Origin of the sequence: Arcobacter sp. 15-2 (genome assembly GCF_047159865.1) — a bacterium.
Taxonomy (GTDB): domain Bacteria; phylum Campylobacterota; class Campylobacteria; order Campylobacterales; family Arcobacteraceae; genus JAIOSF01.
The window spans coordinates 896,057-922,830 of sequence record NZ_AP038804.1 but is presented as its reverse complement, the minus strand read 5'-3'; the positions used below and the strand labels follow the sequence as shown (position 1 = coordinate 922,830).

The 26,774-nt window shown below is 29.4% G+C and carries 32 protein-coding genes; 22 read left to right on the top strand and 10 right to left on the bottom strand.

Annotated features, from left to right (window positions below; translation table 11 throughout):
- Window position 1 precedes the first annotated feature (1 nt).
- Window positions 2–301 carry an ATP-dependent Clp protease adaptor ClpS gene (locus ACMCMH_RS04930; protein WP_412727689.1) on the bottom strand — a complete coding sequence of 100 codons (300 nt, stop codon included), beginning with the start codon at window positions 299–301 and terminating at the stop codon, window positions 2–4.
- A complete protein-coding gene (locus ACMCMH_RS04925; RefSeq protein ID WP_412727687.1) occupies window positions 302–1,930 on the bottom strand; it encodes a cation:proton antiporter in 1,629 nt (542 codons plus the stop codon).
- A gap of 87 nt (window positions 1,931–2,017) precedes the next feature.
- On the opposite strand from ACMCMH_RS04925, the gene queF reads away from it, so the two are divergent.
- Both queF and ACMCMH_RS04915 read left to right on the top strand, forming a co-directional pair.
- Window positions 2,018–2,398: a preQ(1) synthase gene (queF, locus tag ACMCMH_RS04920; RefSeq protein WP_412727685.1), complete on the top strand. Its 381-nt coding sequence runs from the start codon at window positions 2,018–2,020 to the stop codon at window positions 2,396–2,398.
- A gap of 11 nt (window positions 2,399–2,409) precedes the next feature.
- Window positions 2,410–3,051 (top strand): DUF3972 domain-containing protein, encoded by a 642-nt coding sequence (locus ACMCMH_RS04915; protein WP_412727683.1) that lies wholly within the window; start codon window positions 2,410–2,412, stop codon window positions 3,049–3,051.
- A gap of 37 nt (window positions 3,052–3,088) precedes the next feature.
- Here the strand turns inward: ACMCMH_RS04915 and ACMCMH_RS04910 are convergent, their stop codons facing one another.
- Window positions 3,089–3,406 (bottom strand): dihydroneopterin aldolase, encoded by a 318-nt coding sequence (locus ACMCMH_RS04910; protein WP_412727681.1) that lies wholly within the window; start codon window positions 3,404–3,406, stop codon window positions 3,089–3,091.
- A 13-nt stretch (window positions 3,407–3,419) separates the two neighbouring features.
- Window positions 3,420–4,043: a glycerol-3-phosphate 1-O-acyltransferase PlsY gene (plsY, locus tag ACMCMH_RS04905; RefSeq protein WP_412727679.1), complete on the bottom strand. Its 624-nt coding sequence runs from the start codon at window positions 4,041–4,043 to the stop codon at window positions 3,420–3,422.
- Window positions 4,044–4,123: 80 nt separating this feature from the next.
- On the opposite strand from plsY, the gene nadA reads away from it, so the two are divergent.
- Window positions 4,124–5,116 (top strand): quinolinate synthase NadA, encoded by a 993-nt coding sequence (gene nadA / locus ACMCMH_RS04900; protein ID WP_412727677.1) that lies wholly within the window; start codon window positions 4,124–4,126, stop codon window positions 5,114–5,116.
- A 3-nt stretch (window positions 5,117–5,119) separates the two neighbouring features.
- Window positions 5,120–5,944 carry a carboxylating nicotinate-nucleotide diphosphorylase gene (gene nadC / locus ACMCMH_RS04895; protein WP_412727675.1) on the top strand — a complete coding sequence of 275 codons (825 nt, stop codon included), beginning with the start codon at window positions 5,120–5,122 and terminating at the stop codon, window positions 5,942–5,944.
- 37 nt (window positions 5,945–5,981) lie between these two features.
- On the opposite strand, the gene ACMCMH_RS04890 is transcribed toward nadC, so the two are convergent.
- The 3 genes from ACMCMH_RS04890 to ACMCMH_RS04880 are packed head-to-tail and all read right to left on the bottom strand — an operon-like array spanning window position 5,982 to window position 8,464.
- Window positions 5,982–6,458, bottom strand: coding sequence for a phosphatidylglycerophosphatase A (locus tag ACMCMH_RS04890; protein WP_412727673.1), 477 nt, complete (start codon window positions 6,456–6,458; stop codon window positions 5,982–5,984).
- Window positions 6,459–7,343: a DNA-binding response regulator gene (locus ACMCMH_RS04885; protein ID WP_412727671.1), complete on the bottom strand. Its 885-nt coding sequence runs from the start codon at window positions 7,341–7,343 to the stop codon at window positions 6,459–6,461.
- Window positions 7,340–8,464, bottom strand: a complete 1,125-nt coding sequence (locus ACMCMH_RS04880; RefSeq protein ID WP_412727669.1) for a bifunctional 2-C-methyl-D-erythritol 4-phosphate cytidylyltransferase/2-C-methyl-D-erythritol 2,4-cyclodiphosphate synthase — start codon at window positions 8,462–8,464, stop codon at window positions 7,340–7,342. Before ACMCMH_RS04880 ends, ACMCMH_RS04885 begins: the two co-directional genes overlap by 4 nt.
- Before the next feature lie 53 nt (window positions 8,465–8,517).
- Between ACMCMH_RS04880 and ACMCMH_RS04875 the strand changes: the two genes are divergently transcribed.
- The 8 genes from ACMCMH_RS04875 to ACMCMH_RS04840 all read left to right on the top strand — a co-directional run bounded on the left by ACMCMH_RS04875 (window position 8,518) and on the right by ACMCMH_RS04840 (window position 15,291).
- On the top strand, window positions 8,518–9,456 hold the full coding sequence (locus tag ACMCMH_RS04875; protein WP_412727667.1) for an RluA family pseudouridine synthase: 939 nt from the start codon (window positions 8,518–8,520) through the stop codon (window positions 9,454–9,456).
- A 15-nt stretch (window positions 9,457–9,471) separates the two neighbouring features.
- Complete coding sequence (locus ACMCMH_RS04870) at window positions 9,472–10,440, top strand: GGDEF domain-containing protein (protein ID WP_412727665.1); 969 nt, start codon at window positions 9,472–9,474, stop codon at window positions 10,438–10,440.
- An 89-nt stretch (window positions 10,441–10,529) separates the two neighbouring features.
- Window positions 10,530–10,730: a 50S ribosomal protein L31 gene (gene rpmE / locus ACMCMH_RS04865; protein ID WP_412727663.1), complete on the top strand. Its 201-nt coding sequence runs from the start codon at window positions 10,530–10,532 to the stop codon at window positions 10,728–10,730.
- The gene (rsmI, locus tag ACMCMH_RS04860; RefSeq protein ID WP_412727661.1) at window positions 10,730–11,548 is read left to right on the top strand and encodes a 16S rRNA (cytidine(1402)-2'-O)-methyltransferase; all 819 of its coding nucleotides are present in this window, start codon (window positions 10,730–10,732) and stop codon (window positions 11,546–11,548) included. Before rpmE ends, rsmI begins: the two co-directional genes overlap by 1 nt.
- A 7-nt stretch (window positions 11,549–11,555) precedes the next feature.
- Window positions 11,556–12,140, top strand: coding sequence for a YigZ family protein (locus tag ACMCMH_RS04855; RefSeq protein WP_412727659.1), 585 nt, complete (start codon window positions 11,556–11,558; stop codon window positions 12,138–12,140).
- 1 nt (window position 12,141) lies between these two features.
- Entirely contained in the window at window positions 12,142–12,573 is a 432-nt protein-coding gene (locus tag ACMCMH_RS04850) for a hypothetical protein (protein WP_412727657.1), read from the top strand.
- Window positions 12,570–14,339 (top strand): penicillin-binding protein 2, encoded by a 1,770-nt coding sequence (gene mrdA, locus ACMCMH_RS04845; RefSeq protein WP_412727655.1) that lies wholly within the window; start codon window positions 12,570–12,572, stop codon window positions 14,337–14,339. The genes ACMCMH_RS04850 and mrdA overlap by 4 nt, the downstream gene beginning before the upstream one ends.
- Entirely contained in the window at window positions 14,329–15,291 is a 963-nt protein-coding gene (locus ACMCMH_RS04840) for a DHH family phosphoesterase (RefSeq protein ID WP_412727653.1), read from the top strand. Before mrdA ends, ACMCMH_RS04840 begins: the two co-directional genes overlap by 11 nt.
- On the opposite strand, the gene ACMCMH_RS04835 is transcribed toward ACMCMH_RS04840, so the two are convergent.
- Genes ACMCMH_RS04835 through flgG form a run of 3 tightly spaced genes read right to left on the bottom strand, consistent with a single transcriptional unit; the run spans window position 15,266 to window position 17,950 of the window.
- Window positions 15,266–16,705 carry a hypothetical protein gene (locus ACMCMH_RS04835; RefSeq protein ID WP_412727651.1) on the bottom strand — a complete coding sequence of 480 codons (1,440 nt, stop codon included), beginning with the start codon at window positions 16,703–16,705 and terminating at the stop codon, window positions 15,266–15,268. The genes ACMCMH_RS04840 and ACMCMH_RS04835 overlap by 26 nt on opposite strands.
- 2 nt (window positions 16,706–16,707) lie before the next feature.
- Window positions 16,708–17,139: a hypothetical protein gene (locus ACMCMH_RS04830; RefSeq protein WP_412727649.1), complete on the bottom strand. Its 432-nt coding sequence runs from the start codon at window positions 17,137–17,139 to the stop codon at window positions 16,708–16,710.
- A 22-nt stretch (window positions 17,140–17,161) separates the two neighbouring features.
- Entirely contained in the window at window positions 17,162–17,950 is a 789-nt protein-coding gene (gene flgG / locus ACMCMH_RS04825) for a flagellar basal-body rod protein FlgG (RefSeq protein WP_412727647.1), read from the bottom strand.
- A 136-nt stretch (window positions 17,951–18,086) separates the two neighbouring features.
- Between flgG and ACMCMH_RS04820 the strand changes: the two genes are divergently transcribed.
- From ACMCMH_RS04820 to ACMCMH_RS04775, 10 genes are all read left to right on the top strand, one after another.
- Window positions 18,087–18,455 carry a response regulator gene (locus tag ACMCMH_RS04820; RefSeq protein WP_412727645.1) on the top strand — a complete coding sequence of 123 codons (369 nt, stop codon included), beginning with the start codon at window positions 18,087–18,089 and terminating at the stop codon, window positions 18,453–18,455.
- A gap of 3 nt (window positions 18,456–18,458) precedes the next feature.
- Window positions 18,459–19,379, top strand: coding sequence for a hypothetical protein (locus ACMCMH_RS04815; protein WP_412727643.1), 921 nt, complete (start codon window positions 18,459–18,461; stop codon window positions 19,377–19,379).
- 10 nt (window positions 19,380–19,389) lie between these two features.
- The gene (locus tag ACMCMH_RS04810; protein WP_412727641.1) at window positions 19,390–20,109 is read left to right on the top strand and encodes a flagellar hook-basal body protein; all 720 of its coding nucleotides are present in this window, start codon (window positions 19,390–19,392) and stop codon (window positions 20,107–20,109) included.
- A 12-nt stretch (window positions 20,110–20,121) separates the two neighbouring features.
- Window positions 20,122–20,526 (top strand): flagellar basal body rod protein FlgB, encoded by a 405-nt coding sequence (gene flgB / locus ACMCMH_RS04805; RefSeq protein WP_412727639.1) that lies wholly within the window; start codon window positions 20,122–20,124, stop codon window positions 20,524–20,526.
- 16 nt (window positions 20,527–20,542) lie between these two features.
- Window positions 20,543–22,222, top strand: coding sequence for a flagellar basal-body MS-ring/collar protein FliF (gene fliF / locus ACMCMH_RS04800; protein ID WP_412727637.1), 1,680 nt, complete (start codon window positions 20,543–20,545; stop codon window positions 22,220–22,222).
- A 15-nt stretch (window positions 22,223–22,237) separates the two neighbouring features.
- Window positions 22,238–23,245, top strand: coding sequence for a flagellar motor switch protein FliG (gene fliG, locus ACMCMH_RS04795; RefSeq protein ID WP_412727635.1), 1,008 nt, complete (start codon window positions 22,238–22,240; stop codon window positions 23,243–23,245).
- Window positions 23,246–23,247: 2 nt separating this feature from the next.
- Window positions 23,248–23,910, top strand: a complete 663-nt coding sequence (locus ACMCMH_RS04790; protein WP_412727633.1) for a FliH/SctL family protein — start codon at window positions 23,248–23,250, stop codon at window positions 23,908–23,910.
- Window positions 23,911–24,025: 115 nt separating this feature from the next.
- Window positions 24,026–24,313 carry a FliM/FliN family flagellar motor switch protein gene (locus tag ACMCMH_RS04785; protein WP_412727631.1) on the top strand — a complete coding sequence of 96 codons (288 nt, stop codon included), beginning with the start codon at window positions 24,026–24,028 and terminating at the stop codon, window positions 24,311–24,313.
- A gap of 9 nt (window positions 24,314–24,322) precedes the next feature.
- A complete protein-coding gene (locus ACMCMH_RS04780; RefSeq protein ID WP_412727629.1) occupies window positions 24,323–25,075 on the top strand; it encodes a flagellar hook assembly protein FlgD in 753 nt (250 codons plus the stop codon).
- A gap of 13 nt (window positions 25,076–25,088) precedes the next feature.
- Window positions 25,089–26,708 (top strand): flagellar hook-basal body complex protein, encoded by a 1,620-nt coding sequence (locus tag ACMCMH_RS04775; RefSeq protein WP_412727627.1) that lies wholly within the window; start codon window positions 25,089–25,091, stop codon window positions 26,706–26,708.
- Window positions 26,709–26,774: the final 66 nt, after the last annotated feature.

Genomic DNA, 26,774 nt, shown 5'->3' with positions numbered 1-26,774 from the left:
GTTATTCCTCTTCGGCGATTGCTTTAAGTGGAAAGTTCGCCTTTCTTGCCATTGTTTTTACTTGAGATACTTTTGTTAAAGCAATCTCTTTTGTATATACGCCACAAACTGCTTTTCCATTGTTGTGAACATTGAGCATAATTGCTTCAGATTCTTCTAATGATTTTCGAAAAACTCGTGTAAGAATTTCGATAACGAAATCCATAGTAGAAAAATCATCATTGAGTAATAATACCTTGTATTTTTTAGGTTCTTCTATCTCTAATTCATTTTCTAATTCATATTTATAACTGTTTGCCATCTATTTTAAAACCTTTTCTTTTATTATACATCTAGTAGCTTTCTCTATAAGTCTTCTAGCTACTAAATCATGCTCATGCACAAATGAGTCTATTTGCAAATCTTCAAATTCTTCTATTTGTGATTCATGAGATATTTTAACGGTAATTGATATATTTGGATCAATATTTTTTATTGTTTGACTTATCAATCTGATGTTATCATCATTTTCCATTGCAATTATAACAGCAATAGCATCTTTTATAAATAAAGAATTTAGCATAGTTTTAGAAGCTGCATTTCCAAAAATAACAGTGTCACCTTTCTCTTTTCCCTCTTTAACATGTTTTCTATCGTGTTCAATTGCAACATAATTTATACCACAATCTTTGAGTTTTTTTACAATTTTTTTTCCAAGTATTGAATATCCACACACAATAATATGGTCTTTTATCCCTGCATTTTTCATAATAGGTTCATCTTCAATCTCTAAAGATTTTTTATCAAAAAACTTCACAAATCCTCTTACATGCCGAATTACCAGTGAGGTAAAAAGGAGTGATAAAATGATCACTGAAAGCATAATTTGATTGAGGTCATTTTCTAAAAGATTACGAGCACTTGCAAGGGCAAACACAGCAAATGAAAATTCACCAACTTGTGCTAATGCAAGAGCTGTTTCCAAAGATTTTTTTGCATCAGTGAAAAATTTTAAAATTCCAAAAATAATGGCAACTTTTATGATCAATATCACTGTTGTAAGAGCAACAATTGTAAGGAAGTTTTCTGTTACAGTGGTAAAATTTACTTGCATACCCACCGAGATAAAAAAGACTCCTAGTAAAATATCTCTAAAAGGGATCAAGTCGGCTTCTATTTGGTACTTATACTTTGTTTCAGCAATAAGCATACCCGCTATAAAAGCTCCCAATGAATATGAAAATCCAAAGGTATAAGCAAGTAAAGCAGAAGATAAAACTATAAGTATAATAGACATAATAAATAGTTCACCTATTTTCGTATCTATAACATAAGCCAAAAAAAGTTCAAGTATATATTTTCCTAAAACAAATAAGATGATACCAACAATAACGGCTGAATATAAAGTATTCCAGATAATTGTTTCTAAAGATACTGTTGTATCAGCAAGAATAGTGATCATAAGTAAAATTGGAATAACTGCTAAATCTTGAAAGATTAGAATACCTACACTATTTCTTCCATAAGATCTATGAATATCTCCATTTTCATTCAGTGTTTTTAGTACAATTGCTGTTGAAGATAATGCTAATGCAGACCCAATAATAATTGAAGTTTTCATATCAAGGTTAAAACCTATATGTGCTATATATGTAAAAATAAGACTGCTTAGAGTAACTTGTAAAAAACCATAAACAAAAACCTCTTTTTTCATCTGTTTTAAATGGGTCATAGAAAACTCTAAACCAATTGTAAACATTAAAAAAACAATACCAAATTCTGCTATATGTGCCATATTGTTTTGGTCTATTTTTATGATATCTAAAAATAAAGCAAAAATCATTCCTGTAAAAATATAGCCTACAATTGGGGAAACATTTATTCTTTTTAAAAGCAAGTTGAGTATTAAAGATACAAATAATATTGCAACAATTATGGTTAATAAATCCATTGAGAACCTTCTTCTTTTATATATAGAAGAATTTAACATATTTTTTTGTATAATGAACTTAAAAGTAAGTATTAAAGGGTATATTATATGAAATATGGTGAAAAAGAGATTAGAGAATTTGATATTGAAGCTAGTGAACATTATTGGCCAAATAAAAATGAGAAAAACTACACAATCGATATTGAGTTACCTGAATTTATGTGTTTATGTCCACGAAGTGGATACCCAGATTTTGCAACAATAAAATTACAATATGTTCCTAACGAAAAAGTTATTGAGTTAAAGGCAATAAAATTATACATTAATTCTTTTATGTATAGACATATTTCACATGAAAATAGTGCAAATGAAATATATGATACATTGTACAAAAATCTTCAACCTAAAAAAATGAAAATTATTGCAGATTATAATCCTCGGGGAAATGTTCACACAGTTATTACAGTTGATAGCGAAGACAATAAGTAGGAATATCAGTTTTGAAAAAATTAGTTTCAAGTAATGAGGCCGCACAACTTTTGGGATTGTCTCTCCAAGGGATACATTACCGTATAAAAAAAGGGCAACTTGAATCTATCAAAAAAGATGGTAAAATATTTGTATATATAGATAACTCTATCAATAAAACACCACCATCTAAAACTCACTCTTCAACAACACATCAAAATGACTATAAACTTTTAGAAGAGAAAATCATTAACTCTAAAGATGAGCAGATAAATCTCTTAAAAAAAACAATTAAGTTTATGAAAAAACAGTACAAAAGTGAGATCAATCGTTTAGATAAAACGCAAACGCAAATGTTAAATGTTTTTCAAAGTGAAGTTGATCTTTTAAAAAGTGCATTTAATGAGATGCGAAATATCTATAAAATTGATCATAAAGAACAAAGCACGATCCAACAACAGTCGATTCAAACTGAAGAAAAATCTTCTTCTGAAACGATTCAGTTTATGGAACTCAAAGAGTTTTTTATATTTATGCGTGCTTATAATAAAACAGATGCGCAAATAAAACAAATTATTTTAGAAAAAATTAAAATAGGTGACAAACGATTTATTTATAATAAAGATTCAAAAGAAGTTTTAATTTATAAAAGCGATTTTTTAGATTTAGTCTAGAAGACAGGGCTTGCTTAATTATATAATTAAATAAGCCTTAATAGCCAACACTTACAACACAATTCTTTAAAATATTAGGTTTAGTTATAGTTATATACAAATTAGAGATGGTAAATTTAGCTTTTAAAGCTTTTTCTAAATACAATAAAGCATCTTCGATTAACTCAAATTTTTCTTCTTTCATAATTTGTTTTACCATCTTTGCAACATGGCTATAGTCAACAAAGTCTTTTTCTTTTTTAGAAAATTTATATTCAAAAAAAATATCTAAAATAACTTTTTGTTTCGTAACTCTTTCAAAAGGTAAAATACCTATGATAGTTTTAAATGTTAAACTATGAATAGATACTTTCATAGTTGTTGTAGCCTTAGGCAACTTTTCCCTCTTCCCCTTTTACAAGTCTAACGATGTTTGGAATGTGTTTATAAAAAATTATAAAAGTGATAAAATACATAGGTGCATTTGAATCAATATCTAAACCATTATCAAAAATAATAGCAGATATAACTACCCCTATAAGTCCTAATAGAGAAGAGATAGAAGAGATTTTCAGTACCTTTGCACAAAATCCCCAAACTAATGCTCCTATAATTGTAGGAATAGGAATAAGAACTAAAAATACTCCAAGACCAGTAGCAACTCCTTTACCACCTTCAAAACCTAAATAGATACTATAACAATGACCTAAAACAGAGATAACTGCAATTGCCCATAATGTTTCCATACTCATTCCATACGCCATAGCAATAAGAATCACAATAGCACCTTTTATAGCATCTAAAAGTACTGTTGCAATTCCTAGTTTTTTTGCTAAAGCTGGATTGGTTTGTTTTACAACTCTTAAAACATTTGTAGCCCCAATACTTTTGCTACCAGATTCTTGTACATTTACCCCTGCAAATTTTTTTGCTAGAAGTAAACCAAATGGGATAGATCCAATTAAATACGCTAAAATATAAAATATGATGTTTGGATTTGTGAAAAAGTCCATAAAATTCCTTTTTGTTAATGGGCGTATTTTATCTAAATTTTGATATATTTTCAAATAGAGAATGTTTAGGATATAAATAGATGGATTTTAAAAAAGAGATACAAAAACTAAAAAAAGAGCTTGATGTAGCGATTGTTGCACACTTTTATCAAAAAGATGAAGTGTTTGATATGGCAGATATAACTGGAGACAGTTTAGAACTTGCTAAACGAGGTATGGCTGCTCCACAAAAAAATATCATTTTTTGTGGTGTTGGTTTTATGGGACAAAGTTTAAAAGTACTTGCACCTGAAAAAAGAGTGATGATGCCAAAAATCGCCTGTTGCGCGATGGCAAAAATGATTGATGTTCAATACTTTAATGAAAATTTAAAAACATTAAATGATGCTGGAATTAAAAATGAAGATATTTTACCTATTACATATATTAATTCATCTGCAGAGGTGAAAGCTGAAGTTGGAAAAATGGGTGGATTAGTTTGTACTAGTTCAAATGCTTTTAAAATTATCACTAGAGGTTTAGAAAGTGGTAAAAAAATATTTTTTGTTCCAGATAGATGTTTAGGACAAAATTTTGCAAATCAAATGAAATTAAAATCAGCGGTTGTTGGAATTGACGATATTGAAGATGTTAAAGAAGCAGATATTATCTGTTTTAATGGTTTTTGCTCAGTACACCAACTATTTACAACTGATGATATAGATTTTTATAGAGAAAAATATCCAGATATTTTAATTGCTGTTCACCCAGAATGTGATCCTGCAATCGTAGATAAAGCAGATTTTTCTGGATCTACTTCACAATTAATTAAGTATATCACAGAAGAGATTTCACCTGACCAAAAAGTCGCTGTTGGTACTGAGTACAATATGGTAAACAGACTTCGTCCAAAAAATACATATGTGTTAAGCTCAACAAAACCAGAGTGTCCTACAATGAATGAAACTGTACTTGAAGATTTATACAATAATTTACTTTCAATTAAAAATGGTACTTTCGAGAATGAAATTATCATTCCTGAAGAAACAGAGAAATATGCAAAAATAGCACTAAATAGAATGTTTGAGGTTTAAAAGATGGGTATAAATATAAGAAAATTTGTTAAAAATGCTATCGTAGAAGATAATGGTAGAGGAGATCTGTTTTTTGATATTGCTCCTAAAGGTAGATTTACAGCTCGTGTAATAGCTAAAGATGATGGTGTATTAGCCGGTGTAAAATATGCTAGAGTTCTTGCTCGTGCAGAAAAGTTTGATTGTAAATTTCTTATTAAGGATGGTGAACATGTATCTAAAGGGGATGTTATTGCTGAACTTGAAGGAAAAGCATCAGTTTTATTAAGTAGTGAAAGAACATTTTTAAATTTATTGCAACATGCTTCAGGGATTGCTACAAGTGCAAATTCATATGCAAAATTATTAGAGGGAAGTGATGTAGTTCTTCTTGATACAAGAAAAACAAGACCACAGCTTAGAAATTTTGAAAAATATGCAAGTAGAATAGGTGGCGCTATAAATCATAGACTGGGTCTTGATGATTGTTTAATGTTAAAAGATACACATCTTAAAACAATTGATAATCTTGAAGAGTTTGTGAAAAAAGCTAGAAAAAGAATCTCTTGGGTAACAAAGATAGAGATTGAGTGTGAAACATTTTCGCAAGTACAAGAAGCTATGCATGCAGGTGCTGACATTATTATGTGTGATAATATGAATCCAGATGAAATAAGAGAGGTTGCTGTTTTTAGAGATGAGAAATATCCTCATATTTTACTAGAAGCCAGTGGAAATATTACACAAAAAACGATTGAATCTTACTTGGATACAGGGATAAATGCAATTAGTAGTGGTAGTATTATTCACCAAGCTACTTGGCTTGATTTTTCAATGAAGTTTGATTAGAAATTTATTAAGTTGCTATTTTATAATAGCAACTTTTTTATGATGGAATTACTGAGTATTTTAGTAGTAAAAAATATGTCATACTAGTACAAAGACCCGCAAAAAGTCCAGCGAGCATATCATCACCCATTACTCCCCATCCCCCTTTGACATCTTTATCTATTTTACCAATTACAGAAGGTTTCCAAATATCAAAAATTCTAAAGTAAACAAAAGCTAAACCAGCAATAATATAGTTGTCTGCAGTTGCATTGGCAATACCTAATGCTATCCACATGCCTGCTAATTCATCAATTACTATTTCTGAACCATCATGAACTCCTACATCTTTTTCATAAATATCTATTTGCTTTACAGATATAACAGAAATAAGTAATGCTAAAAGGAAAAGTGTTGTAATACTAATGTACTGTAATAATAATAATCCAATAAGTAAAGCTACAAAACTTCCAACTGTACCAGGTGCTTTTGGACTAAGTCCGCTATATCCAAGAGTTAGAAAAAATTTTCTCATTTAATTTCCCCTATTTTTTTCAATACCAAATTTTTTTCTTTTTTCCCAAAGTGATTTTCTACTAATCCCTAGTCTTCTACTCAGTTCTGTATCGGGGTATTTGTTTTGAAAACTAATAACCATTAGTTTTACATAATCATTAATTGTAAGAATTGAATCAACAACTGAAAGTTTATTTGATGACTCAATTGTAACTTTTGGATATTGGATTTTCCCTACATCTTCAAGAGAGCAGATGATTACATCATAGTCAAAGATAGTATTTAAAATAAGATCTTTTGAAGCTTTTTTTGCATAATGAAAATCATATATATAAAGTAGTTCATCTTTAAAATCATTAGGATTTATTTTTGTATGCTTTTCCAATGAGATAAATTTAATAGTTTTATTAAGTCTTTTAGCTACATCAAATACAATTTTATCTGCAATTCTTTGGTCTTTTGTTTCAATAACAAATGGTAAGTTTTTTGGTACTTCTTGAACCTCTTCTATGTTATTAAATGCAAAGTTAATGTAGTTTTCAAGATTATTATTATTTTGTTTGAGTCTTTTAAATTCTTCATAGTGATAAATTTTTCGTACAAGTTCATCCATGATAAATGGTTTTACTATATAATCACTAGCCCCATCTTTTAAAGGTTTTGTAACGGTTGTATCGTTTATATATGATACTAATAAAATTATAATACTATTTTTAAAATTTACAATAATTTTATGCACATCACTACTACTAATATTCGTTGAAAGTAACACAACATTATAGTTTGTAGTAAAATCTATCTCTTTGATATTTGCTACATGTGTGCAATTATTTCCTTCTTCTTGCAGTCTCATTGCAACTTTTTGAGCTAAGTAAACCTCTTCGTCTAGTATTAGTATATTCATTTATTCATCCAATTATTATATTTCAATGTAGCACTACTAAGTACTACCACCCCTTCTTTTCTACCTACAAAACCCATCTTTTCAGCAGTAGTAGCTTTTATATTTACTTTTTGATTATTAATATTAAGCAGTTTTGCCATAGTAGATTTAATAAGCATTTTATAAGGGTTTATTTTAGGTTGTTGCGCCAATATAGTTAAATCAACATTAATAATGTCATATCCAACATTATTAATAAATTTTACTATAAATGCCAAAAGCTCTTTAGAATCTGAACCTTTATACTGGGGATCTGTATCAGGAAAGAATTCACCTATATCCCCAGCACCACATGCTCCAAGAAGCGAATCAATTACACTATGAATTAAAACATCACCGTCACTATGTGCTTTGAATCCAACTTGAGAATCAATTTTTACACCACCAAGAACCATTTGTTTATTATTTTCAAATTGGTGGATATCTATCCCATTCCCTACAAAAGTATTGCTATTTGGCTGTTTTAAACAAGGAAGAGTTTGTAACTCATCTCCAAAAGTTAATTTCTCAGATTGTTGAGAACCTAAGATATAGTGAACAGTTCCTCCTATATGTTTTATAGCACTACTGTCATCTGTAAATTCAATATCACTTTGTGTTGCTTGTTTTAACAATTGTGTATCTGAAAGTTGTGGTGTTTGTATTATTTTTACATTTTCTCTATTGATTGTTTCGTTATTGTAAATAACGGTATCCGAAACATTAAGTATAGGAACGATGATAGAAGCTTTTGTTTTGTTTACAATCAACTCCTGTACAACATTTTTAGGAACGCAACATCTAGCAACATCAGTAATCATCACAAACTTAGATTCTGTAAATTTTAGAGCATTTACAATTGATTGTTGTCGAGTATTTCCACCCTCAACAAAAGTGAAATTATCAGAAAAATTTTTCATATAATTTAATTCATCTTTATGACCAACTACAATTATTTTTTGAAAGTTAGAATAAGATGATAATCTATTTGTAACATTTAACCAAAGTGGTTCGTCGTCGATTCTTATCCATTGTTTTTTAACTGATAATGCAAATCGAGATGATTCGCCAGCACATAAAACAACTAATGTTATATCATTCACATATCTCCTTAGTGTGTAAAAAAGTTACTTATTTTACAAAAAAGTTACTTAATATGCAATTAGAAACTTTTTGGTTACAATGCAAAAAATTATTCATGGGGATTGTTATGCCATTTATTCTAAAAAAAATTTTTATACCAAAAGAGAGCAACAAAAAGATACAGCAGTTTTTGATTGATGATGCAAAATTAAATATCTCCAATTCCCAAAAACTTTTAGCAAAAGGGCGTGTTTTTGATGAAAATCATAAAGTACTACAAAATGGTCAAAAAGTCAAAGGCGAGTTTATACAAGTTGCTTTATTTGAGGGTCACACACGAGGATTAAAACCTATTTTTGAGACTGAAGATTTTGCAGTTTTTGATAAGCCATCTGGTATTATGGTTCATCCAACTTCACGAAATACAGAATATACATTGCTCGATGAGATACGATATCATTTTGGTGAGTCTGCTAATTTAGCACATAGAATAGATCAAGAAACCTCAGGTTTGGTACTGATTACTAAACATAAATATAGTGATATTATTTTAAAAGAGATGTTTGAGAATAAGCAATATGATAAAAATTATTTAGCAGTTGTGGAGGGAAAAGTCGAAGATGCTATTACAATAAATAGTGGTATTAAAAAAGCAACTAATAGTAAAATTGGTGTAAAAATGGAAACTGCAGAAGATGGAAAAGATTCTCTTACTTTTATAAGACCTCTTAAATATTTTAACGATACTAATCAAACATTAGTAGAAGCAGTACCTCAAACAGGAAGACAACATCAAATACGAGTGCATTTAGAAAGTATTGGACATAGAATAGTAGGCGACCCTATTTATGGAATAGATGAAGATATTGCTGATCTGTATCTTTTGAAAAAACTACAAAATGATGTACGAGTTGAAACTACAGGTAATAAAAGGTTACTTTTACATGCAAATTATTTAAGTTTTCAATATAAAAATATAAACTATAAGATTTACTCTAAACTAAGTTTATAAAAGCTAAAATTAAGTATGAAAGACAGACTTATAAAATTATTTAAATTATCAATGAGTGATGAATCAAAATTTGAGAAATTAAAAAATATTTATTCATTATATGATCAGCTACAATACAGTGAGAACATAAATGATATGGCTGAATGTTTGGTTCGTTGGTTATCCTCAACATACAAAGTAAATAATGTAAACTTTTCGTTATTTGATATGGATAATAATGAAAACACAACTCTTCTAAAAAAAGGGAAAGACTTTTATTTGGATGGGCATTTTTCATTTTATTTTATAATTAATACTCACACAGATATAAATGCTGTTGTTTCATTTGCTGTTGAAAGTAAAGAACAGTACGCCGTAGTAAATGAAGATAAAGATTTTATAGATGCAGCCTTTTTTCAAATATCTCCTATTTTAGAAAATGGAATTTTGAAAAAACACCATATTGAATCAGATTCAATTGAGTGTGTTACTAATGTTCATAACAGACATTACCTTATTGAGCATATACATAAAATAACTGCATTATCAAATAAAAAGGAAGAGAATATATCTTTTCTTATGATAGGTATAGATAGATTTAAAGCTATAGCTGAAGAGTTTGATTATGATGTGGAAGATAAAGTTCTCATTGAACTTGCAAAAGTTATCCACAAAAATATAAGAAATTTTGATATTGTAGCAAGACTAACAGGTGATGAATTTGTCGTTGCCTTAATTAATTTAAAGTCAAATAGTGAAGCGCAAGTGATTGCTAAAAAAATTATTGATGATTTTGCAAATACTGAAATTGTTGTAAATGAAGAGACTCATCAAATATTAAAAAAAACAACTTGTATAGGGATATCCTCCTTTCCTGCAGATAGTGATGATATCAATCAAGTTCTAAAAAATGCAGATACTTTTCTAAAAGAAGCAAAAAATAAAGGGCGTGGAGAGTTTGCTGTTTATCGTAAAGAGGAAGAAAGTACAATAGATTTATTTTAATTTTAGCTTAAATCTTGTATAATTCGCAACTTTATATAAAGGGCGACATCTAGACTCGACCCTTTAATACAAAATAAAAAGGAAATATCATGAAAAAAGAGATACACCCAGATTACAAAACTTGTGTTGTGACTTGTGCTTGTGGAAATCATTTTGAAACAAAATCAAATGTAGAAACAATGAAAATTGATATCTGTTCTGAATGTCACCCATTCTTTACAGGTGAGCAAAAAATTGTTGATGCTGCTGGTAGAGTTGAGAAATTCAAAGCTAGATACGCAATGAAATAATGCTTGCATTTGTTCCCACTCCTATTGGAAACTTAGGAGACATATCTTTTAGAACTATTGAAGTTTTAAAAGATGGTGAACTCATTTTGTGTGAAGACACAAGAGTTACAAAAAAACTTATCAATCTTATATCTCAAAGACTTGAGATACAACTCCCCCAATATGAATATATCAGTTTACACTCACATAATGAAAAAGCTTTTTTAACCAAAGAAAACCAAGTGTTATTAGAAAGAAAAAAATGTATCTATATGAGTGATGCAGGGATGCCTTGTGTAAGTGATCCTGGAAGTTATCTTGTTGATTTTTGTTTAGAAAATAATATTGAGTATGATGTGTTACCTGGTGCGAATGCTATTTTAACTGCTTATGCAAGTAGTGGATTTTCGAATACTACATTTACTTTTTTTGGTTTTTTACCTCACAAAGGGAGTAATCGATCGGATATGTTGGATAAAGTGATGAATAGTGAAAACTTAGCTATTCTTTATGAATCACCACATCGATTGATGAAACTTATTGAAGAGATAGATGAGCTTGATCCAAATAGAGAAATATTTTTAACAAAAGAGCTTACCAAAAAATTTCAAACACGGTATAAAAATAAAGTTAATGTTGTTTTGAATGAATTAAAAACAACTACAATAAAAGGTGAATGGGTAGTAATAATTAAAAATGTCGAGTCTGGGAATAGAGGAATTATTACTGAGCAAGATATTCTAGATTTACAGTTACCTCCAAAACAAAAAGCAAAGGTTTTATCGAAACTCACTGGGGACAATGTTAAAGATATTTATAATAGTTTAGTTAGTAAGTAGTATTAAAATGAAATTTGTAGATTTAGAATTTAATACCACTTTAGAGATAAAGAAATCAAAGTTCATAACACATTTATGTCCTTATAATAAATTTGATGAAGTGATGGAACGACTTAAAAAAGAACATCCAAAAGCAAGACATTTTGTATATGCCTATAGGTATTTGAATGAATTTGAACAAGTTGTGGAAAATAGTAGTGATGATGGAGAGCCTAAAGGTACAAGTGGTAGACCCTCGTTGAGTGTATTGTCAGGTGCTTGCTTTATCAACACTGCTGTAATTATTGTGCGTTATTTTGGAGGAGTTCGCTTAGGTACTGGAGGATTAGTTCGGGCTTATAGTGAGGCTGTAAATTTATCGATTCAAAATGCAACTTCTAAAGAGTTTGTAAAGCAAGAAACAAAAAAACTTACAGTGACTTATTCACAATTTTCTCAAATTGAATATCTTTTAGATAAATATAATATTCATATAAAAAATAAAGAATTTCAAGATACAATAGTTTTGTTTTTAGAAGGAACCTCTTCAAGTTTTATTGAGTTTTCAAAAGAACTTTTTTTAGATAATATTTTGGAAGATATAGAGGTGTAATATGAATAAAGAGTATGCTTTTCCCTATGTTTTTATATTATTTTCAATTGCCCTTTGTACTATTATTTTTAGTACTTATTTCATTGCATTTTTTTTAGCAGGAGTAGTATTTAAAATTTTTGCAGTTTCATTAAGAAAAGGGTATAACTATATTTTAATGCTCTCTATTGTAATCTTTTTGATAATTGAGAATACGCAAGGGTTAAAACCGTTTATGTTAACAGGGATTGCAATGCTTATTTATTTTTTGATTATTCCAAGAATAAAACATCTATTTTCATCAGAAGGTATACTGAGTATTCTCTATATGTTATTTTTTTACCTACTTTTCTATTTTACTGTTCAGATGCAAAGTTCATTTAGTATAGAGTTAGTTGTTGTATTTTTGATTAATTTTATTATTGATATTTTAATTGTAGGATTTATATTATGAGGTTAAAAATACTTCTTGGTTTTATTTTGTTTATTGTTTTGCTGCTTTTAGGAAGAGTGTACTATTTGAGTGTTAGTTCTAATGAACATTTTGAAAAATTATCTCAAAAAAACTATATTAAAAAAATCTACAAAGTAGCCTCAAGAGGTTCCATATTAGATAGAAATGGAAAGTATTTAGCTGTTAATAAAGTGGGCTTTAGTATCAATTTAAAACCACATTTACGAGGTAATGCAAAGTTTAAAGATGTAGAAGAGGTTGCCGCTTTAATCGTAAAATATTTTCCAAAATTTAACTATGAAAAACTACTTAAAAAATATAAACAATTAGATTCTCCTTATCGACATGGTTTAGTACAAATTGTAGAGTATATATCTTATGATGAATTTTTTAAATATTATACAATTTTTAATTCAAATGAAAATGTAGAGATAAAATCTTCAACTATCAGAGAATATTTGTATAACGATGTAGGGGCACATCTTTTAGGTTATATGGGTAAAACATCAAAAAAAGATATCGATAATGATAAACAAAGTAAATATTATGACACTTCAGGAAGAACTGGAATAGAAAAATACTATGATAAAGAGTTGCGAGGTAAATTGGGGTATCAAGAGATTAAAGTTAACTCAATGTATCAAAAAATCAAAGTTCTCAATGAAGTAAAACCAGAAAAAAAAGATATATCTCTTACAATTGATATAGAACTGCAAAAATATGTTCACGAGTTATTTGGTGATAAAGCAGGTGCCGTTGTGGTGATGAATGTTAAAAATGGTGAACTTTTAGCAGCTGGAAGTTTTCCTGAGTTTGATAATAATCTTTTCGTAAATGGAATTAGCCATAAAGAGTGGAAAAAGATTCAAGAAAACTTCAATCATCCTTTTACAAATAAGTTGATTAATGGTACATATCCTCCTGGATCAGTAATGAAAATGGGTGTTGCTTTATCTTTTTTAGAAAATAATATTTCTCCAAATTATAGTGTGTATTGTAATGGAGAGATGTTACTAGGGGATAGAAAATTTAGGTGTTGGAATAATAAGGGACATGGACATACCTCTTTTGTAAAAGCGTTAAGAGAGAGTTGTGATGATTTTTTTTATAAAGGAAGTTTAAAAGTAGGAATAAATAATATTCATAACACTTTAGATCGTTTTGGTATTGGGAAAAAAACAGGAGTTGATTTACCAAATGAATCTGCTGGAATAAATCCAAATAAGAAATGGAAACAGACTCAAAGAAATCTCCCTTGGTATGTTGGGGAAACTGTTGTTGCTTCAATTGGTCAAGGATTTATAAGTGTTACACCTATGCAAATAGCACGATACACAGGAGCAATGGCAACAAACAAACTTCAAACACCTCATTTTTTAAAGGATGATTCATTAATACAAAGTATAGATACTAAAATTCCTAAAAGAGATTTACGAATTATCCAAAAAGGGATGTATGATGTTGCTAATAGAGTAAAAGGAACAGCAGTTAATTATATAAAGTCAAAAACTATTGTTGCTGCTAAGACAGGAACAGCACAAGTTGTAGGTATTCCTCAATCAGAAAAAAAGAGGATGAAAGAGCATGAGTTAGAATATTTTCAGCGTTCACAAGCTTGGCTTAATACTTATGCACCTTATGGAAATCCACAATATGTAGTAACCATATTGGTTGAACATGGTGGTCATGGTGGAAGTGCTGCTGGTCCAATGGCAGGAAAAATTTATGATAAACTTATTGAGTTAGGATATATGAATGCAAAATAACATTTTATATAAAGAGATGTATAAAGAGATACAAAATGCCCATTATATTTTACTAGTTACTCATAAAAACCCAGATCCAGATACTCTATCATCTGCTTTATCTTTGAGTAACTTTTTATTTGAGAATAGACTTAAGCATAAGGTATTTAATATTTCAAAAGAACTTCCTAGAAAATTAGATTTTCTTTGTAGATATGATAAAATTTCTTTTTCTCTTCCTAAATATTATGATTTGATTATATATCTTGATTGTGCAAACGAACATAGAGTGGGAATCTCTTTAGATAAAACGAAGAGATCTATTTGTATTGACCATCATCAGTCGAATAATAACTTTGCTGATATAAATATAGTGGACACAACAAAGAGCAGTACAGCTGAGTTATTGTATAACTTCTATGAACAAAATGGTCTAAAAATTTCAAAGAACAATGCAGAATGTTTATATACGGGTATATATGACGATAGTCTTGCTTTTAGTACACCTAGGACGAATAAAAAAACATTTCAGGTAGTATCATCACTTTTAGAGTCAAAAATAGATGTTTCATATATCTCTGAGAAGTTACAAAAAAGAGAGTCTTTGGCAAAATTTAGGATGATACCAAAAATAATGCAAAGCTTAGAACTTTATTTGGAAGGGAGAATTGCAACAGTTTATGTAGAAGAGAAATGGATAAAAGAAACAGGAGTTGTGCTTTATGAGTGTGATGATGTTGTTGATATGGTTTTGTCTCTTGGAATTGTTGAAGTTGTAGCGTATTTTCGGATAATTGATAATAGTGTGAGAGTTTCTTTACGAAGTAAAAATGATATAGATGTATCAGTAATTTCAGCTAAATTTAATGGTGGTGGACATAAAAATGCAGCAGGATTTGTTATAAATACTACTGATTTAAAGAAAACAAGAAAAAAAGTTATTACTTCTATTCTAGATTACATCGAAGATTAAAATCTTTTTCTGTAATATCTTCTGCTGTAATAGCAATATTATTAGACTCAGTCAATTCAATCATTTTAGTTCGAAGTTCTTTTGATTCAAAAGGTCCTATATATATGGTTGTTTCACCTGAAGTATCGTTACAAATTGAGATTCTTGCTTGTGCTGTTTTTGTTTCTTGTACTAAAGTTTTAAATAAGCTGTATTTTAGGCTATTTGTTACAGCATAAAATATTTTAGAACTGTCTGTATTGGTTGTTTCTACTATTATTGTTTTTTTATCTTTAAGTATCTCTTTTGGTGTCTCTTTTGAAAATGTTTCTTCTTTGAATTGTGTTTTTTTATCTACTTCTATTTTCGTAAGTTCTTTTTCTTTGATAAAAACAGGTTCTTCATGATTTTTCTTTGAAAATTCTAAAAGTTCTTTTTCTCTTTCTAGTTCAAATAATCGATTTTTTTCTGCTAGTTTTTGTGCTTCGAGTTCTTCTTTATTAAGTACTTGATATTTAGTGAGTTGTTCAAGTTTTTTATTGATTCTTTCTTTATTGATATCTGAAGTTTTAAAGTCGACTTTTTTTAATGTTGGATATTGAATAACTTCAACTTTTTTTGTTGCTTTTTTTGTTGTGTTTATATCTATTGGCTCTTTTTTAGGAGTTTCATCATCAAAAACACCCATAAATAAAAGTATAAAAAAACTAAGAATAATAAATGATAATACTCCTCCAATAATCATCACTAAAAGTTTTAGTTTTTTAGTTTTAGGGTCAATATCTTTTGGTGTTTCCTCCTCTTCTTCTGGAGTCTTTTCTTCATTTATGTCATTGTTATCTTGTGTTGAGATTTCCTCAACTTTTTCTGGCTCTTCTTCTTGTATTTTTCGTTCTTGATGTACTGTGATTTCAGAAGATGCTATTTCTGTTATATGATCTAGTATTGCTTCATCAAAATTTATATAGAGTATTAGTTCATGATCCTCCAAATCAATTTCAAATCGAAAAGTTGTTTCGAGGTTTTTGATATCATTTCCATTCAAAATCTCTTTATGTGATATATTAAACTTTGTTTGCCCTACATCTTGAAATTCAGCTGCATTTATAGTAGTTGTTAATCCACCACATGCATTGGAAACAAATTCATTAATTGCATCTTCTGCATCATCGTCTATCTCTTCTGAAAGATCAGTGATTGGTGAACCCATCATTGTATTAAAAATAAGTGATGCGCTTTTTGCTGGGACTAAATATGAAAATTTAGAAGAGAAATTTGAAAAGTCAAAAGTTGATTCTACTTGTAAGAGTTGTGTATCTTCAATATCAAAAGGATGTGCTTTTGTAACTTTCAGAATTTTGGCATCTTTTGCAAGAAGACCAGCTAAGGTTATTGTTAAACTATCTTGTATAAGTTTTGATAAGTCTGATGCCATATTTAATTTTCCAATTTCTTATTAAGTCTGTTTTGTTTTTGTTGTGCTAATATTTTTTCTTTATTTTTTCTATAATATTCTTTTCTGTATTCTTTGAGTTTTTCTTTTTTCTTATCTCTATATTCTTTATCATATTCAAGTCGAGTCTTTTTATTTTGTGCATAGTATTGTTGCTTTTTGTCTCTATATTCTTGAATCTTTTTACTAATTATCTCTTCTCTTGACTGAATATGGAGTTTTTGTTTTTTTGCTATCTCTTTTAGTTTTTGTGCAAAGTTCCCTCCAAAAAGTTCAACTTCATAATCAATCGAACTTATTTTTTTGATATCATTTTGCTTTTTTTGCATTTTCGATTTAAGATAATAAGCTCTTTTTTTTTGTTTATGTTCTAAAATTTTTGCTTCTCGTCGTTTTTTTAGTTCAGTTAAATCCATTTTAATTAGCTAATGTTTGTTATTATCTTTTCAGTGCATTAACAGTTTGTAACATTGAGTCTGTTGTGTTGATAGATTTTGAATTAGCTTCATATCCTCTTTGTGCAGTAATTAAATCAACCATTTCTGTTACAAGTTGTACATTTGAACCTTCAATCATACCTTGTCTAATTGTTCCAATACCATCAAGTCCAGGAGTTGACTCAATTGGATCACCTGATACTTCTGTTGCTAGATATAGGCTATCACCTTGTGGTGCTAAACCTGATGGATTGATAAAGTTTACTAATGTAATTTGTCCTAGTTCTGAGATTTCACCTGTTGTTGCATTTTCACCTGAAATGGTTCCATCTTGTGCAATTGAAATTTTTACTAAATCATCAGGAACAACAATCTCTGGTTCGAGTGCAAAACCTTGCCCATCAACAATAGTTCCCTCACTATCTAATTTGAAAGCACCATTTCTAGTGTATGCAATTTCTCCAGCTGGAGTAGTAATTTGAAAAAATCCATTTCCTTGAATAGCTACATCATAGGTGTTTCCAGTTTCTTTCAAGTTTCCTTGTAAAAAATTTTTTTGAATACCAGATACTCGTACACCAAGTCCTGTATCAATACCAGTTGGGTTAGAAGTGTTTGCGGAAGTAGCTCCTGCTGTATAATTTAATGATTGATACATCAAATCTTGAAATTCAGCTCGGTCTTGCTTAAATCCATTTGTATTAACATTGGCAATATTATTTGAGATAACATCAATGTTTTTTTGTTGAGCTGTCATACCTGCAGCTGCTGTATATAATCCTCTAATCATAAATTATCCTTATCTAGTATAAATTACTAATATTCTACATCAGTTTATATTAAAAATATATAAAACCAAATTAAGATAAATTTTAAAATAATTTAAGTATAATGTATTTAGTATTTTATATTGCAAAAGGATATTTATGAGAATTTTAATAGTAGATGATAGTTCAACAATGAGAAGAATTATTGGGAATGTTGTTCAGCAACTAGGAGTACCAAAAGAAGATTTTGATGAGGCAGAAGATGGTGTAGTTGCTTGGAAACTATTTCAAGATAATAATAATTACGATGTAGTATTAACAGATTGGAATATGCCAAATATGAATGGTTTGGAGTTAGTTAAAACTATAAGAGCTAAAGATAAAAAAATACCAATTGTAATGATTACAACAGAAGGTGGAAAAGGTGAAGTTATCACTGCTTTAAAAGCTGGTGTAAATAATTATATAGTTAAACCTTTTAGTGCTGAAATTTTAAAAGAAAAACTAGATGGTCTAGTTAAAGGGTAGTCCATGAGTATGAGTCAAGAAGAGATTGAAGCACTCATGAGTGGTGCTGATGATATACAATTTGACGATGCTGAAGAATCTGCTGATGATCAACCATCAGCAGAAGAAGATTCTTCAACACAAGAATCTGTTACTGAAGATGTACCTTCAGATAACAAAGAAGCAATAGAAAATACTCCTCTTGAAGAAACAGAAAATGATGACACTTCTGAAGTAGATATAGAACAGATGCTAGCTGGTATTGATGGGGTTGTTGATGATGGGAATAATTCAGATCAAGATGTAGATGATATTTTAGCTGGGATTGACGGTATTGTTGACGATTCAACAACTCAAAATGATGATAGAATTGTTAATTCTGCTGATGATATGGAAGCTAAGATTAATAGTAGTCAATATCCATTGCCAGTAAGTGATGAAAATAAAGTAGTAAATCAGTTAAATGAAGTTGCTGATGATAGTGAAGAGAAAGCATCCCAAATATTTGATGTATTGAGTTTTATATTGGATGAAAATTCAGAAATTTCAAAATATAATAAAAGTATGGCTGATTTTATTGAGCAGCAAGCTCAATTATTGGAATCTTTATCATCAAAATTTCCCAATGTAAATATTTTTAATGAAAATTTAACAAGTGCTAAAACACTTCTTGAAACATCAAAAGATCTTTCATCTAAAGTGGATGCTGAAAATAATAAAGTTTTTGAAGCAATGGAATTGATGCAATATCATGATATAAATCGACAAAAAATAGAACGAGTTATGGCAGTGATTAAAAAACTTAGTAGTTATTTAAATGGAATATTTGAAGATGAATCTGGAAAAGCAGATGTACAAATAGCAAAACATATTTCGGGTGATTCAAATGATATTGTTGATAGCGACGATATAGAATCGTTGATTTCAGAATTCTCTTTAGACTAAAAGGAAAAGTATGACACAAGGTATACATCAATTAACAGCAAGTATGGTAAATCAACTTAATAGAGTTGATGTAATTTCAAATAATCTTGCAAATGCAAATACTGTAGGATTTAAAGAAGATAACTTAGCAGAAGGCTCTTTTAATAGATATCTAAAAACTCAAATTGAAAAAGATGAAGTTATAGATAAAGAAAGCTTTGTTATGGATACTATTCCAAAAATAGATTCAAAATTTAAAGATGAATCAATTGGTGCGCTTATTGAAACTGGTAATAATCTTGATTTTGCCATAAAAGATAAAAATATGTTTTTTAAAGTGCAAAACAATCAAGGTGATATAGAATATACTAGAGATGGTTCTTTTAAAGTTATTGATGGGGAACTAATAACTCAAAATGGTTATAAAGTCTTAAATGCCAATAATGGAGCAATTGATATCAATGACCCACAATTTAAGCAAAATATAGCACTTGTTTCTACTGAGTTTAAAAATCTTGAAAATATTGGAAATAATAATTATAAAGCAATTGATGAGAATAATATTGTTCAAGTAGCAGACAATGAAACATTTTTATTGCAAAGTACATTAGAAAAAAGTAATGTAAATACAATTAAAACAATGGTAGGTCTTATAGAGGCACAAAGAAAATTTGAACAGTCGCAAAAAGCAATTACTGGAATAGATACAATTAATGCAAAAGTAATAGAATCTATTGGTAATGGAAGATAGTAGGTAAAGCCAATGCATGCAAGTAGTGTTACAGAACTTTTATTTCAACAATTAAATTTCCGAGGAGAAAGACAAAAAGTTATATCTTCAAATATTGCAAATATAGATACACCTGAATATAAAACAAAAAATCTTAAATTTAAAGATACATTACAGAAAACAAAAGAAGAAAGTAATCTACAACTTGCACAAACACATAGCCAACATATGGCATTGTCTTTTTCTGACAACAAGAGCGATTTTGAAGTTTATGAAGTAAAAGGTCTTGTTGAGCAAAATGATGGAAATAATGTTAACCTTGATGCACAAATGAGTGAGATGTCAAAAAACAATGTGATGTTTTCAGCAATTCAAAGTTCAATTAAAAAAGACTCTGCATGGTTTAAAACTATGATTGATGCTTCAAGTAAAAATTAAATAGGAAATAGTATATATGGAACAAATTTTTAAGTTTATCAATAATCTTAATTCAGCTCAAAGAGCAGTAATTATAGGTGGTTTTTCAGTATTATTTCTATTTTTAATTGGATTATTAATTTACTCTAATATAAAAGCAAAAGATGAAGAACTCAATTATACTATTGCTACAAATTTAACAAAAACACAAGTTATGCTTGCAAGTAGTGAACTTGATGCTTCTTCTATCCCTTATTCTATTGTAGGTTCCGGAAATAATTTAACTTTGAAAACAAATAAAAATAGTATAAATATTGCTAAAATTAAATTAGTTACAAGTGATGCTTCAACTACAAAACATACTGGATGGGAAATTTTTGATAAAAGTTCACTTGGTACAACAAATTTTGAGAATAAAGTAAAATATTTAAGAGCACTTGAGGGTGAACTAGGTAGATCTTTAGAATCAATTAGTGGTATCTTATCTGCTTCTGTAAAAATTGCAATTCCCAAAGAATCGGTATTTACACAAAGAAAAACAGATCCTACAGCATCGGCTGTTCTAAATTTAAGAGAAGGAACAGCTTTATCTCAAAGACAAATTGAAGGAATTAAAAATTTTATAGCCTCAGCAATTCCAAAATTGAAACCAGAAAATATAAAACTTATTAATCAAAACGGCTCACTTCTAGAAAATAATCCAGAAAGTATGGAGAGTTTAAAATATATAGAACATGAAAAATATAAAACTAAACTTGAAAGTGACTATGAAAATAAAATAAAAGATTTACTATTACCATTTTTAGGTGATCAAAGAGTTGTTGCAAAGGTATCTATTGAATTAGATTTTACAAAACAAGAAATAAATCAAGAGATATATGAACCAGAAGGAACAATTAGAAGTCAACAAACAACAGAAATTGCAGCACAATCAGATGCAAAAGAACCTCAAACAGGTGGAGTGCCAGGAGCTGAAAGTAATATTGAAGATCCAGAAAATGACAATAGTTTAAAAACAAAAAAAACTTCTAAAGAAGAAGCAAAAAATGTCACTAATTATGAAATTTCAAAAAAAATAATCAGTCAAAGAAACAATGCTTATGCTGGTATCTCAAAAATTACAGCAGCTGTTACTTATGACTCTGCTGTATTAGAAAAAGTAGAAAATAAAGAAGAATTTATTACTAGTTTAAACTCAATTGTTCAAGTTGCTATTGGTTATCGAGAAAATAGAGGAGATAGTGTTACTGTAAAATCTTTTAAATTTATTGGTTTACAACCATTTGGAACTAAGCCTGAAGATATTGTAAGTGAAGAAGATAGTTTAGGCTTATTTAGTACTCAAGCTATGGTTAAAGAATATGGCGAATATATCCAGTATCTTATCGCAATGATTCTATTGTTTGTTTTTTATAAAAAGTTTATAGCAAACAATGAAATATCTTTAGCAAGTGGATCAGGGACTTCGGCAGGAGAAGGAAGTGATGAGTATGAAAATTTATTTGATGAATTTGATGCCCGAACAGAACAAAGTAAATTAAAAGCAAAAGTTAAAAGTCAAATTTTGAGTAACCTAGATGGCTTAAGTGCTGAAGAATCTGCAAAATATGAAGTTCTTATTGAGCAAATTGAGAAAAGTGTAAGTGACCATCCTGAAGATATAGCACAAATGATATTGATGTTATTGAACGAGGGTGGCAGTAAATTACAATCATAGGAAAAGGTAAATAAGATGATAAAAGAAACAACAAAAAATACTATTGAAGGTATGCCTATGATTGAAAGAGTTGCACATTTTTGTGTCCTTATAGGAGAAGAAGCAACTGTAAAAATCTTTCAAAGTTTGCCAAATGAGGTTGTAGAAGATTTATCTATAGCAATTACTCAAATTAGATCAATAGACAAAGAAACATCTTTGGGGATTTTAGAAGAGTTCCATTTATATATACAGTCTAGTTCATATATTAGTTCTGGTGGGTTTGATTATGCAAAAGATATTTTATATAAATCATTAGGAAAAGCTGAAGCAGATAAAGTGTTGGCAAAACTAGCAAGGCTACAAGAAGCAAAACAAGCTTTTTCATATCTTGATAATATTGACCCTAAACAACTTGCAGATTTTATTAAAGATGAGTCTCCTCAAACTATTGCTGTTGTATTGGCGCACATGGATGCAGAAGATGCGTCAATGGTTTTATCAAAACTAGATGATACTTTAAAAGTTAAAATATCTATGCAGATGGCAACTATAAAAGATGTTTCACCAAGTATTGTACAATCTATGTCAAAAGTTTTGGAGAAAAAATTAGAATCATTATTAGCTTCTATTGTAACTGTAGGTGGTGTTAAAACAGTAGCTGATATGCTCAATAAAATGGGTTCAAAATCAACAGAAATTTTAGAAAATATTCAAGGTTTAGATCCTCAATTAGCAGCAAAAATAAAAGAAAATATGTTTGTATTTGAAGATCTTCTTGCACTTGATACAAATGATATTATGAAAGTTCTAGGAAATATTGAAACAGAAGATTTGACAATCGCTTTAAAAAATGCAACTGAAGAAGATATGGCAATTATTATGGGATCGATGTCTCAAAGAGCAAGAGATAGATTTAAAGAAGAGTTTGAAATGCTAGGAAGAACGAAGATAAAAGATATTGAAGATGCTCAACGAAAAATATTAGATGTCGCTATGCAACTATTAGAAAGCGGTGAAATCGAACGAATTGATGAGGAATAATTATGTCAGGAAATAATGTAAATACAACATCACAAGTTATAAAGTCTACGAATGAAAGTACCCCTTATGAATTAGGACAGTTTATCTCAAATGATGCTCATCAAACAAATGAGATGAAAAATGTAGCTGTTTTAAATGATAAATCAATCAATGGAAATGTAGATCCTGTATTACAAGAGATGAAAAGTTTACAGCAAGTGCTATTGCAAATTGGACAAAGAGTTGAATCTATAGAAAATGATGGAATAAAAGGACGAGACTTAGATAGACAATTAGTTGAAGCCTTAAAAGATTTGAAACATTATTCAACTTTTTTTGAACAAGCAACATTTCAAATGGAAACAAAACTCGTAAAAACATCTTTTAATATTGCAAAAAAAATCATTGGAATTGAACTTGGTGAAAATTCAGTAGAGATAGCAAAAGAAACTATTCGAGGGATGATGGATAAAATTAATACATCATCGAAAGTAACTATTCATTTAAACCCTAAAGATTATATAGCAATCAAAGAGCAACTTACTTTTGATAGTTTTGTTAACTTGCAAGAAGATCCAAATGTTACAGCAGGTGGAGTAGTTATAGCAAGTGATTTAGGGAACTTTGATGGGAATATTGAGGCGAAACTTGAAACTATGTTAGGATCATTAGACGCACTTATCTAAATTCAACACTAGAATGAATCATTATTACACTATGTATAAGTAAATATATTTAAATAGTATACAAAATAAACTTTTTTATGATATAATTTAGAAAATAAGATTATAAAGAATAGATATGGAAATTACAACACAAGATTACAATGCGTTAGTAGATACAGAAGCGAAGGTCGATGTTATATTAGGACATGCGGATATTACAGTAAAAGATTTTTTAGATTTTACCGAAGGTGATATCTTAGCACTCAATAAAGTAGCTGGTGGTGGTGGTGATATATTTGTAAATGAAAGAGTTGTTGGCATTGGCGATATTATAGTGATTGAAGAAAAACTAGCAATAAGAGTTCAAGATTCAATGAGTCCAGAAAAAGTAGTAAATTTCTTTTTCGATGAAAAAACAGTTTAGGAGAATATTATGGCAATAAATGCAACAAATGCACAGGAAACAGCGGCAACAGACAAAGCATATTGGGATAAGGTAAAAGCTGATAGAGCAGCTAATGCACAAGTAAGTACAGGAACTGATGAATATGGAAATGCTGTCACAACTGCAATTGCAAATGATAGTTTAACAAATAATGATTTTTTGAAATTAATGCTAGAAGAATTAAAACAACAAGATCCAACTAAACCTCAAGATAGTGCTGCTTTGATGGATAGTCAGTTGAAAATGTCTACGATTCAATCAAATCAAGATATGTCAGCTGCAATGACAACGCTGCAGGCTTCTTACGCAAATTCTGCTTTATCTACTGCTGCTAATCTTGTTGGTAAAACAGTTCAAAACGGTGAAACAGATGATAGTGGAGATAACAAAGTATACAAAGTAAATACTATTGAAAATAAAAATGGTGAATTGTATATGAAAGTTGCCCAGATGACTGGAATAGTTGATGGACTTAAAAATACTGACACTGACAAAATTTCTCGTTACGATGCAAATGGTGTCATCTATGAAGATGGTGTTGCTACTGAATATACACTTGCATTAGATAGTGATGGAAGATTTACTTATAATGAAGATGGAACATTAAAAATCTTAGATAAAGATAATGATGTAATTAAAGATGCCGAAATAACTGATCGTTATGTATATGCAACTTCAGCTTATACCTATGCTGATCCTGTTGAGATACCATTGAGTAGTGTAACTGTAGTTAGTAACTAAAAAGGGGTTTTTTATGAATGGTTCAATTTATAATGGTAAATCTGCAATTATCTCCTTTCAAGGAGCACTTGATATAGAGTCAAATAATGTAGCAAATGTTAATACAATAGGATTTAAATCAGACTCAGTATCCTTTAATGACTTGATGTATCAAGATGGTGTTGGAAAAGGTGTAACTAGAAATGATCCTTTAAAAGATTTTTCTCAAGGGGGTATCAAGCCTAGTAACTCCGAATATGATTTTGCTATTTCAGGACCAGGATTTTTTACGCTTCAAGATCCAATGGAACCAGAGAAATTATTTTACTCAAGAACAGGTCAATTCTCTAGTAACAATGAAAACTTCCTTACAAATAGTGAAGGCTTGATTGTTATGGGCGTTGCTCCCACTGTAACTGGTGATGTGATTACTTCTGAATTTGAAAATAATATTACTTCAACAGTTGTTGATACAGCTGATTCTTTTTATACCCTAAATACATATACTTCAAATTATACACGAGATGCAAAAGAGATGCAATCTGTGATAACAAACTTAAGTACGATAGAAGCTGTGATCAATGGTACAGCAACAGAAGAAGAAAATGCAATTATCGCTGCAAATCCATCTCTGATGGAAAACTATGAAAAATATAAAACACAAATTGAAAACATTCAAACGATCACTTCTGGAGATAACTATAAAAGTATAGATACTATTTTAAATGATATAGATGAAATCATAACAAATTATTCAAATGCGTTAAAATTATTTTCTGTTAATTCTGTTGAAGGTGAAATTGCATCAAAAGCAAAAAGTAGTGTTGTTTTCCCTACAACACTTACTGAAAATAGTGTAAATACTATCGAAATTTCGATAAATGGAATCAAAGTGCAACAAAATTTTGATACAAGTATGGAAAATACGCTAAAACTTTTTTCTGATAAGATAAATTTACTAGCAGGGGTAACTTCTAGTATCGATAGTACAACAGGTGAATTAACAATCGATTCAATGATATCCGGTCAAAATATGATCGTGAAAAATGCAAAAGTAAATGATCAGATGTTAAGTGTAGACAAAATACAAGAAGCATCAGGAAGTGGTGAAAATTTGATAACAGCTTTATATGCTGATTTACAAGAAAACTTAGCAAAAGTTGGAGCATCAGCTGTAACGAATAAAAGTGAAATTGCTGATATACAAAGTGGTGCAGTTCCTCCATTAGAGGCAATACGCTTAGACCTCAATGAACTGGGAATGAGTACAACCCTTTATGAAAAAATAGTAAATGGTAATTCATTAGCTACAGCATCGTATCCTCAAATAGAAAGTGAAGATGGAAATATATATCTTACTGATGGTGATGCTCGATTTTTAGTAGGAAGACTTCTTCCTGTTACTTTTACAAATGTAAGCGGCTTAGAACCACAAGGGGACAATGTCTATACACAAGGAAGGGATCAAAAAGAGCCTATTTATATAGCTGATTCAGCTGAAGTGATGGGCAAATTTGTTGAAAATAGTAATATTGATTTATCTGAGAGTTTAGTAAATCTTATGATTTGGCAGAAAGGTTTTGAAGCAAATTCAAAAACTATTACAACTTCTGATGAGTTATTGAAAACCGCGTTAGCACTTAAAACAACTTAAGTGCTCACATTTAAGTAATTAGTTGTTTACTGATTATTTATATTTGAGCATAGAAATGTTCGTATT

Bases quoted from the DNA above. Each gene is read 5' to 3' on its own strand.
- ACMCMH_RS04885 (WP_412727671.1), bottom strand. From the start codon at position 7,343: ATGAATATACTAATACTAGACGAAGAGGTTTACTTAGCTCAAAAAGTT.
- flgG (WP_412727647.1), bottom strand. From the start codon at position 17,950: ATGATTAGAGGATTATATACAGCAGCTGCAGGTATGACAGCTCAACAA.
- fliF (WP_412727637.1), top strand. From the start codon at position 20,543: ATGGAACAAATTTTTAAGTTTATCAATAATCTTAATTCAGCTCAAAGA.
- ACMCMH_RS04810 (WP_412727641.1), top strand. From the start codon at position 19,390: ATGACACAAGGTATACATCAATTAACAGCAAGTATGGTAAATCAACTT.
- ACMCMH_RS04910 (WP_412727681.1), bottom strand. From the start codon at position 3,406: ATGAAAGTATCTATTCATAGTTTAACATTTAAAACTATCATAGGTATT.
- plsY (WP_412727679.1), bottom strand. From the start codon at position 4,043: ATGGACTTTTTCACAAATCCAAACATCATATTTTATATTTTAGCGTAT.
- ACMCMH_RS04930 (WP_412727689.1), bottom strand. From the start codon at position 301: ATGGCAAACAGTTATAAATATGAATTAGAAAATGAATTAGAGATAGAA.
- rpmE (WP_412727663.1), top strand. From the start codon at position 10,530: ATGAAAAAAGAGATACACCCAGATTACAAAACTTGTGTTGTGACTTGT.
- flgB (WP_412727639.1), top strand. From the start codon at position 20,122: ATGCATGCAAGTAGTGTTACAGAACTTTTATTTCAACAATTAAATTTC.
- ACMCMH_RS04775 (WP_412727627.1), top strand. From the start codon at position 25,089: ATGAATGGTTCAATTTATAATGGTAAATCTGCAATTATCTCCTTTCAA.
- fliG (WP_412727635.1), top strand. From the start codon at position 22,238: ATGATAAAAGAAACAACAAAAAATACTATTGAAGGTATGCCTATGATT.
- ACMCMH_RS04870 (WP_412727665.1), top strand. From the start codon at position 9,472: ATGAAAGACAGACTTATAAAATTATTTAAATTATCAATGAGTGATGAA.
- nadA (WP_412727677.1), top strand. From the start codon at position 4,124: ATGGATTTTAAAAAAGAGATACAAAAACTAAAAAAAGAGCTTGATGTA.
- ACMCMH_RS04875 (WP_412727667.1), top strand. From the start codon at position 8,518: ATGCAATTAGAAACTTTTTGGTTACAATGCAAAAAATTATTCATGGGG.
- ACMCMH_RS04835 (WP_412727651.1), bottom strand. From the start codon at position 16,705: ATGGCATCAGACTTATCAAAACTTATACAAGATAGTTTAACAATAACC.
- ACMCMH_RS04785 (WP_412727631.1), top strand. From the start codon at position 24,026: ATGGAAATTACAACACAAGATTACAATGCGTTAGTAGATACAGAAGCG.
- nadC (WP_412727675.1), top strand. From the start codon at position 5,120: ATGGGTATAAATATAAGAAAATTTGTTAAAAATGCTATCGTAGAAGAT.
- ACMCMH_RS04925 (WP_412727687.1), bottom strand. From the start codon at position 1,930: ATGGATTTATTAACCATAATTGTTGCAATATTATTTGTATCTTTAATA.
- ACMCMH_RS04840 (WP_412727653.1), top strand. From the start codon at position 14,329: ATGCAAAATAACATTTTATATAAAGAGATGTATAAAGAGATACAAAAT.
- ACMCMH_RS04850 (WP_412727657.1), top strand. From the start codon at position 12,142: ATGAATAAAGAGTATGCTTTTCCCTATGTTTTTATATTATTTTCAATT.
- ACMCMH_RS04790 (WP_412727633.1), top strand. From the start codon at position 23,248: ATGTCAGGAAATAATGTAAATACAACATCACAAGTTATAAAGTCTACG.
- ACMCMH_RS04815 (WP_412727643.1), top strand. From the start codon at position 18,459: ATGAGTATGAGTCAAGAAGAGATTGAAGCACTCATGAGTGGTGCTGAT.
- ACMCMH_RS04780 (WP_412727629.1), top strand. From the start codon at position 24,323: ATGGCAATAAATGCAACAAATGCACAGGAAACAGCGGCAACAGACAAA.
- ACMCMH_RS04855 (WP_412727659.1), top strand. From the start codon at position 11,556: ATGAAATTTGTAGATTTAGAATTTAATACCACTTTAGAGATAAAGAAA.
- ACMCMH_RS04830 (WP_412727649.1), bottom strand. From the start codon at position 17,139: ATGGATTTAACTGAACTAAAAAAACGACGAGAAGCAAAAATTTTAGAA.
- mrdA (WP_412727655.1), top strand. From the start codon at position 12,570: ATGAGGTTAAAAATACTTCTTGGTTTTATTTTGTTTATTGTTTTGCTG.
- ACMCMH_RS04890 (WP_412727673.1), bottom strand. From the start codon at position 6,458: ATGAGAAAATTTTTTCTAACTCTTGGATATAGCGGACTTAGTCCAAAA.
- rsmI (WP_412727661.1), top strand. From the start codon at position 10,730: ATGCTTGCATTTGTTCCCACTCCTATTGGAAACTTAGGAGACATATCT.
- ACMCMH_RS04820 (WP_412727645.1), top strand. From the start codon at position 18,087: ATGAGAATTTTAATAGTAGATGATAGTTCAACAATGAGAAGAATTATT.
- queF (WP_412727685.1), top strand. From the start codon at position 2,018: ATGAAATATGGTGAAAAAGAGATTAGAGAATTTGATATTGAAGCTAGT.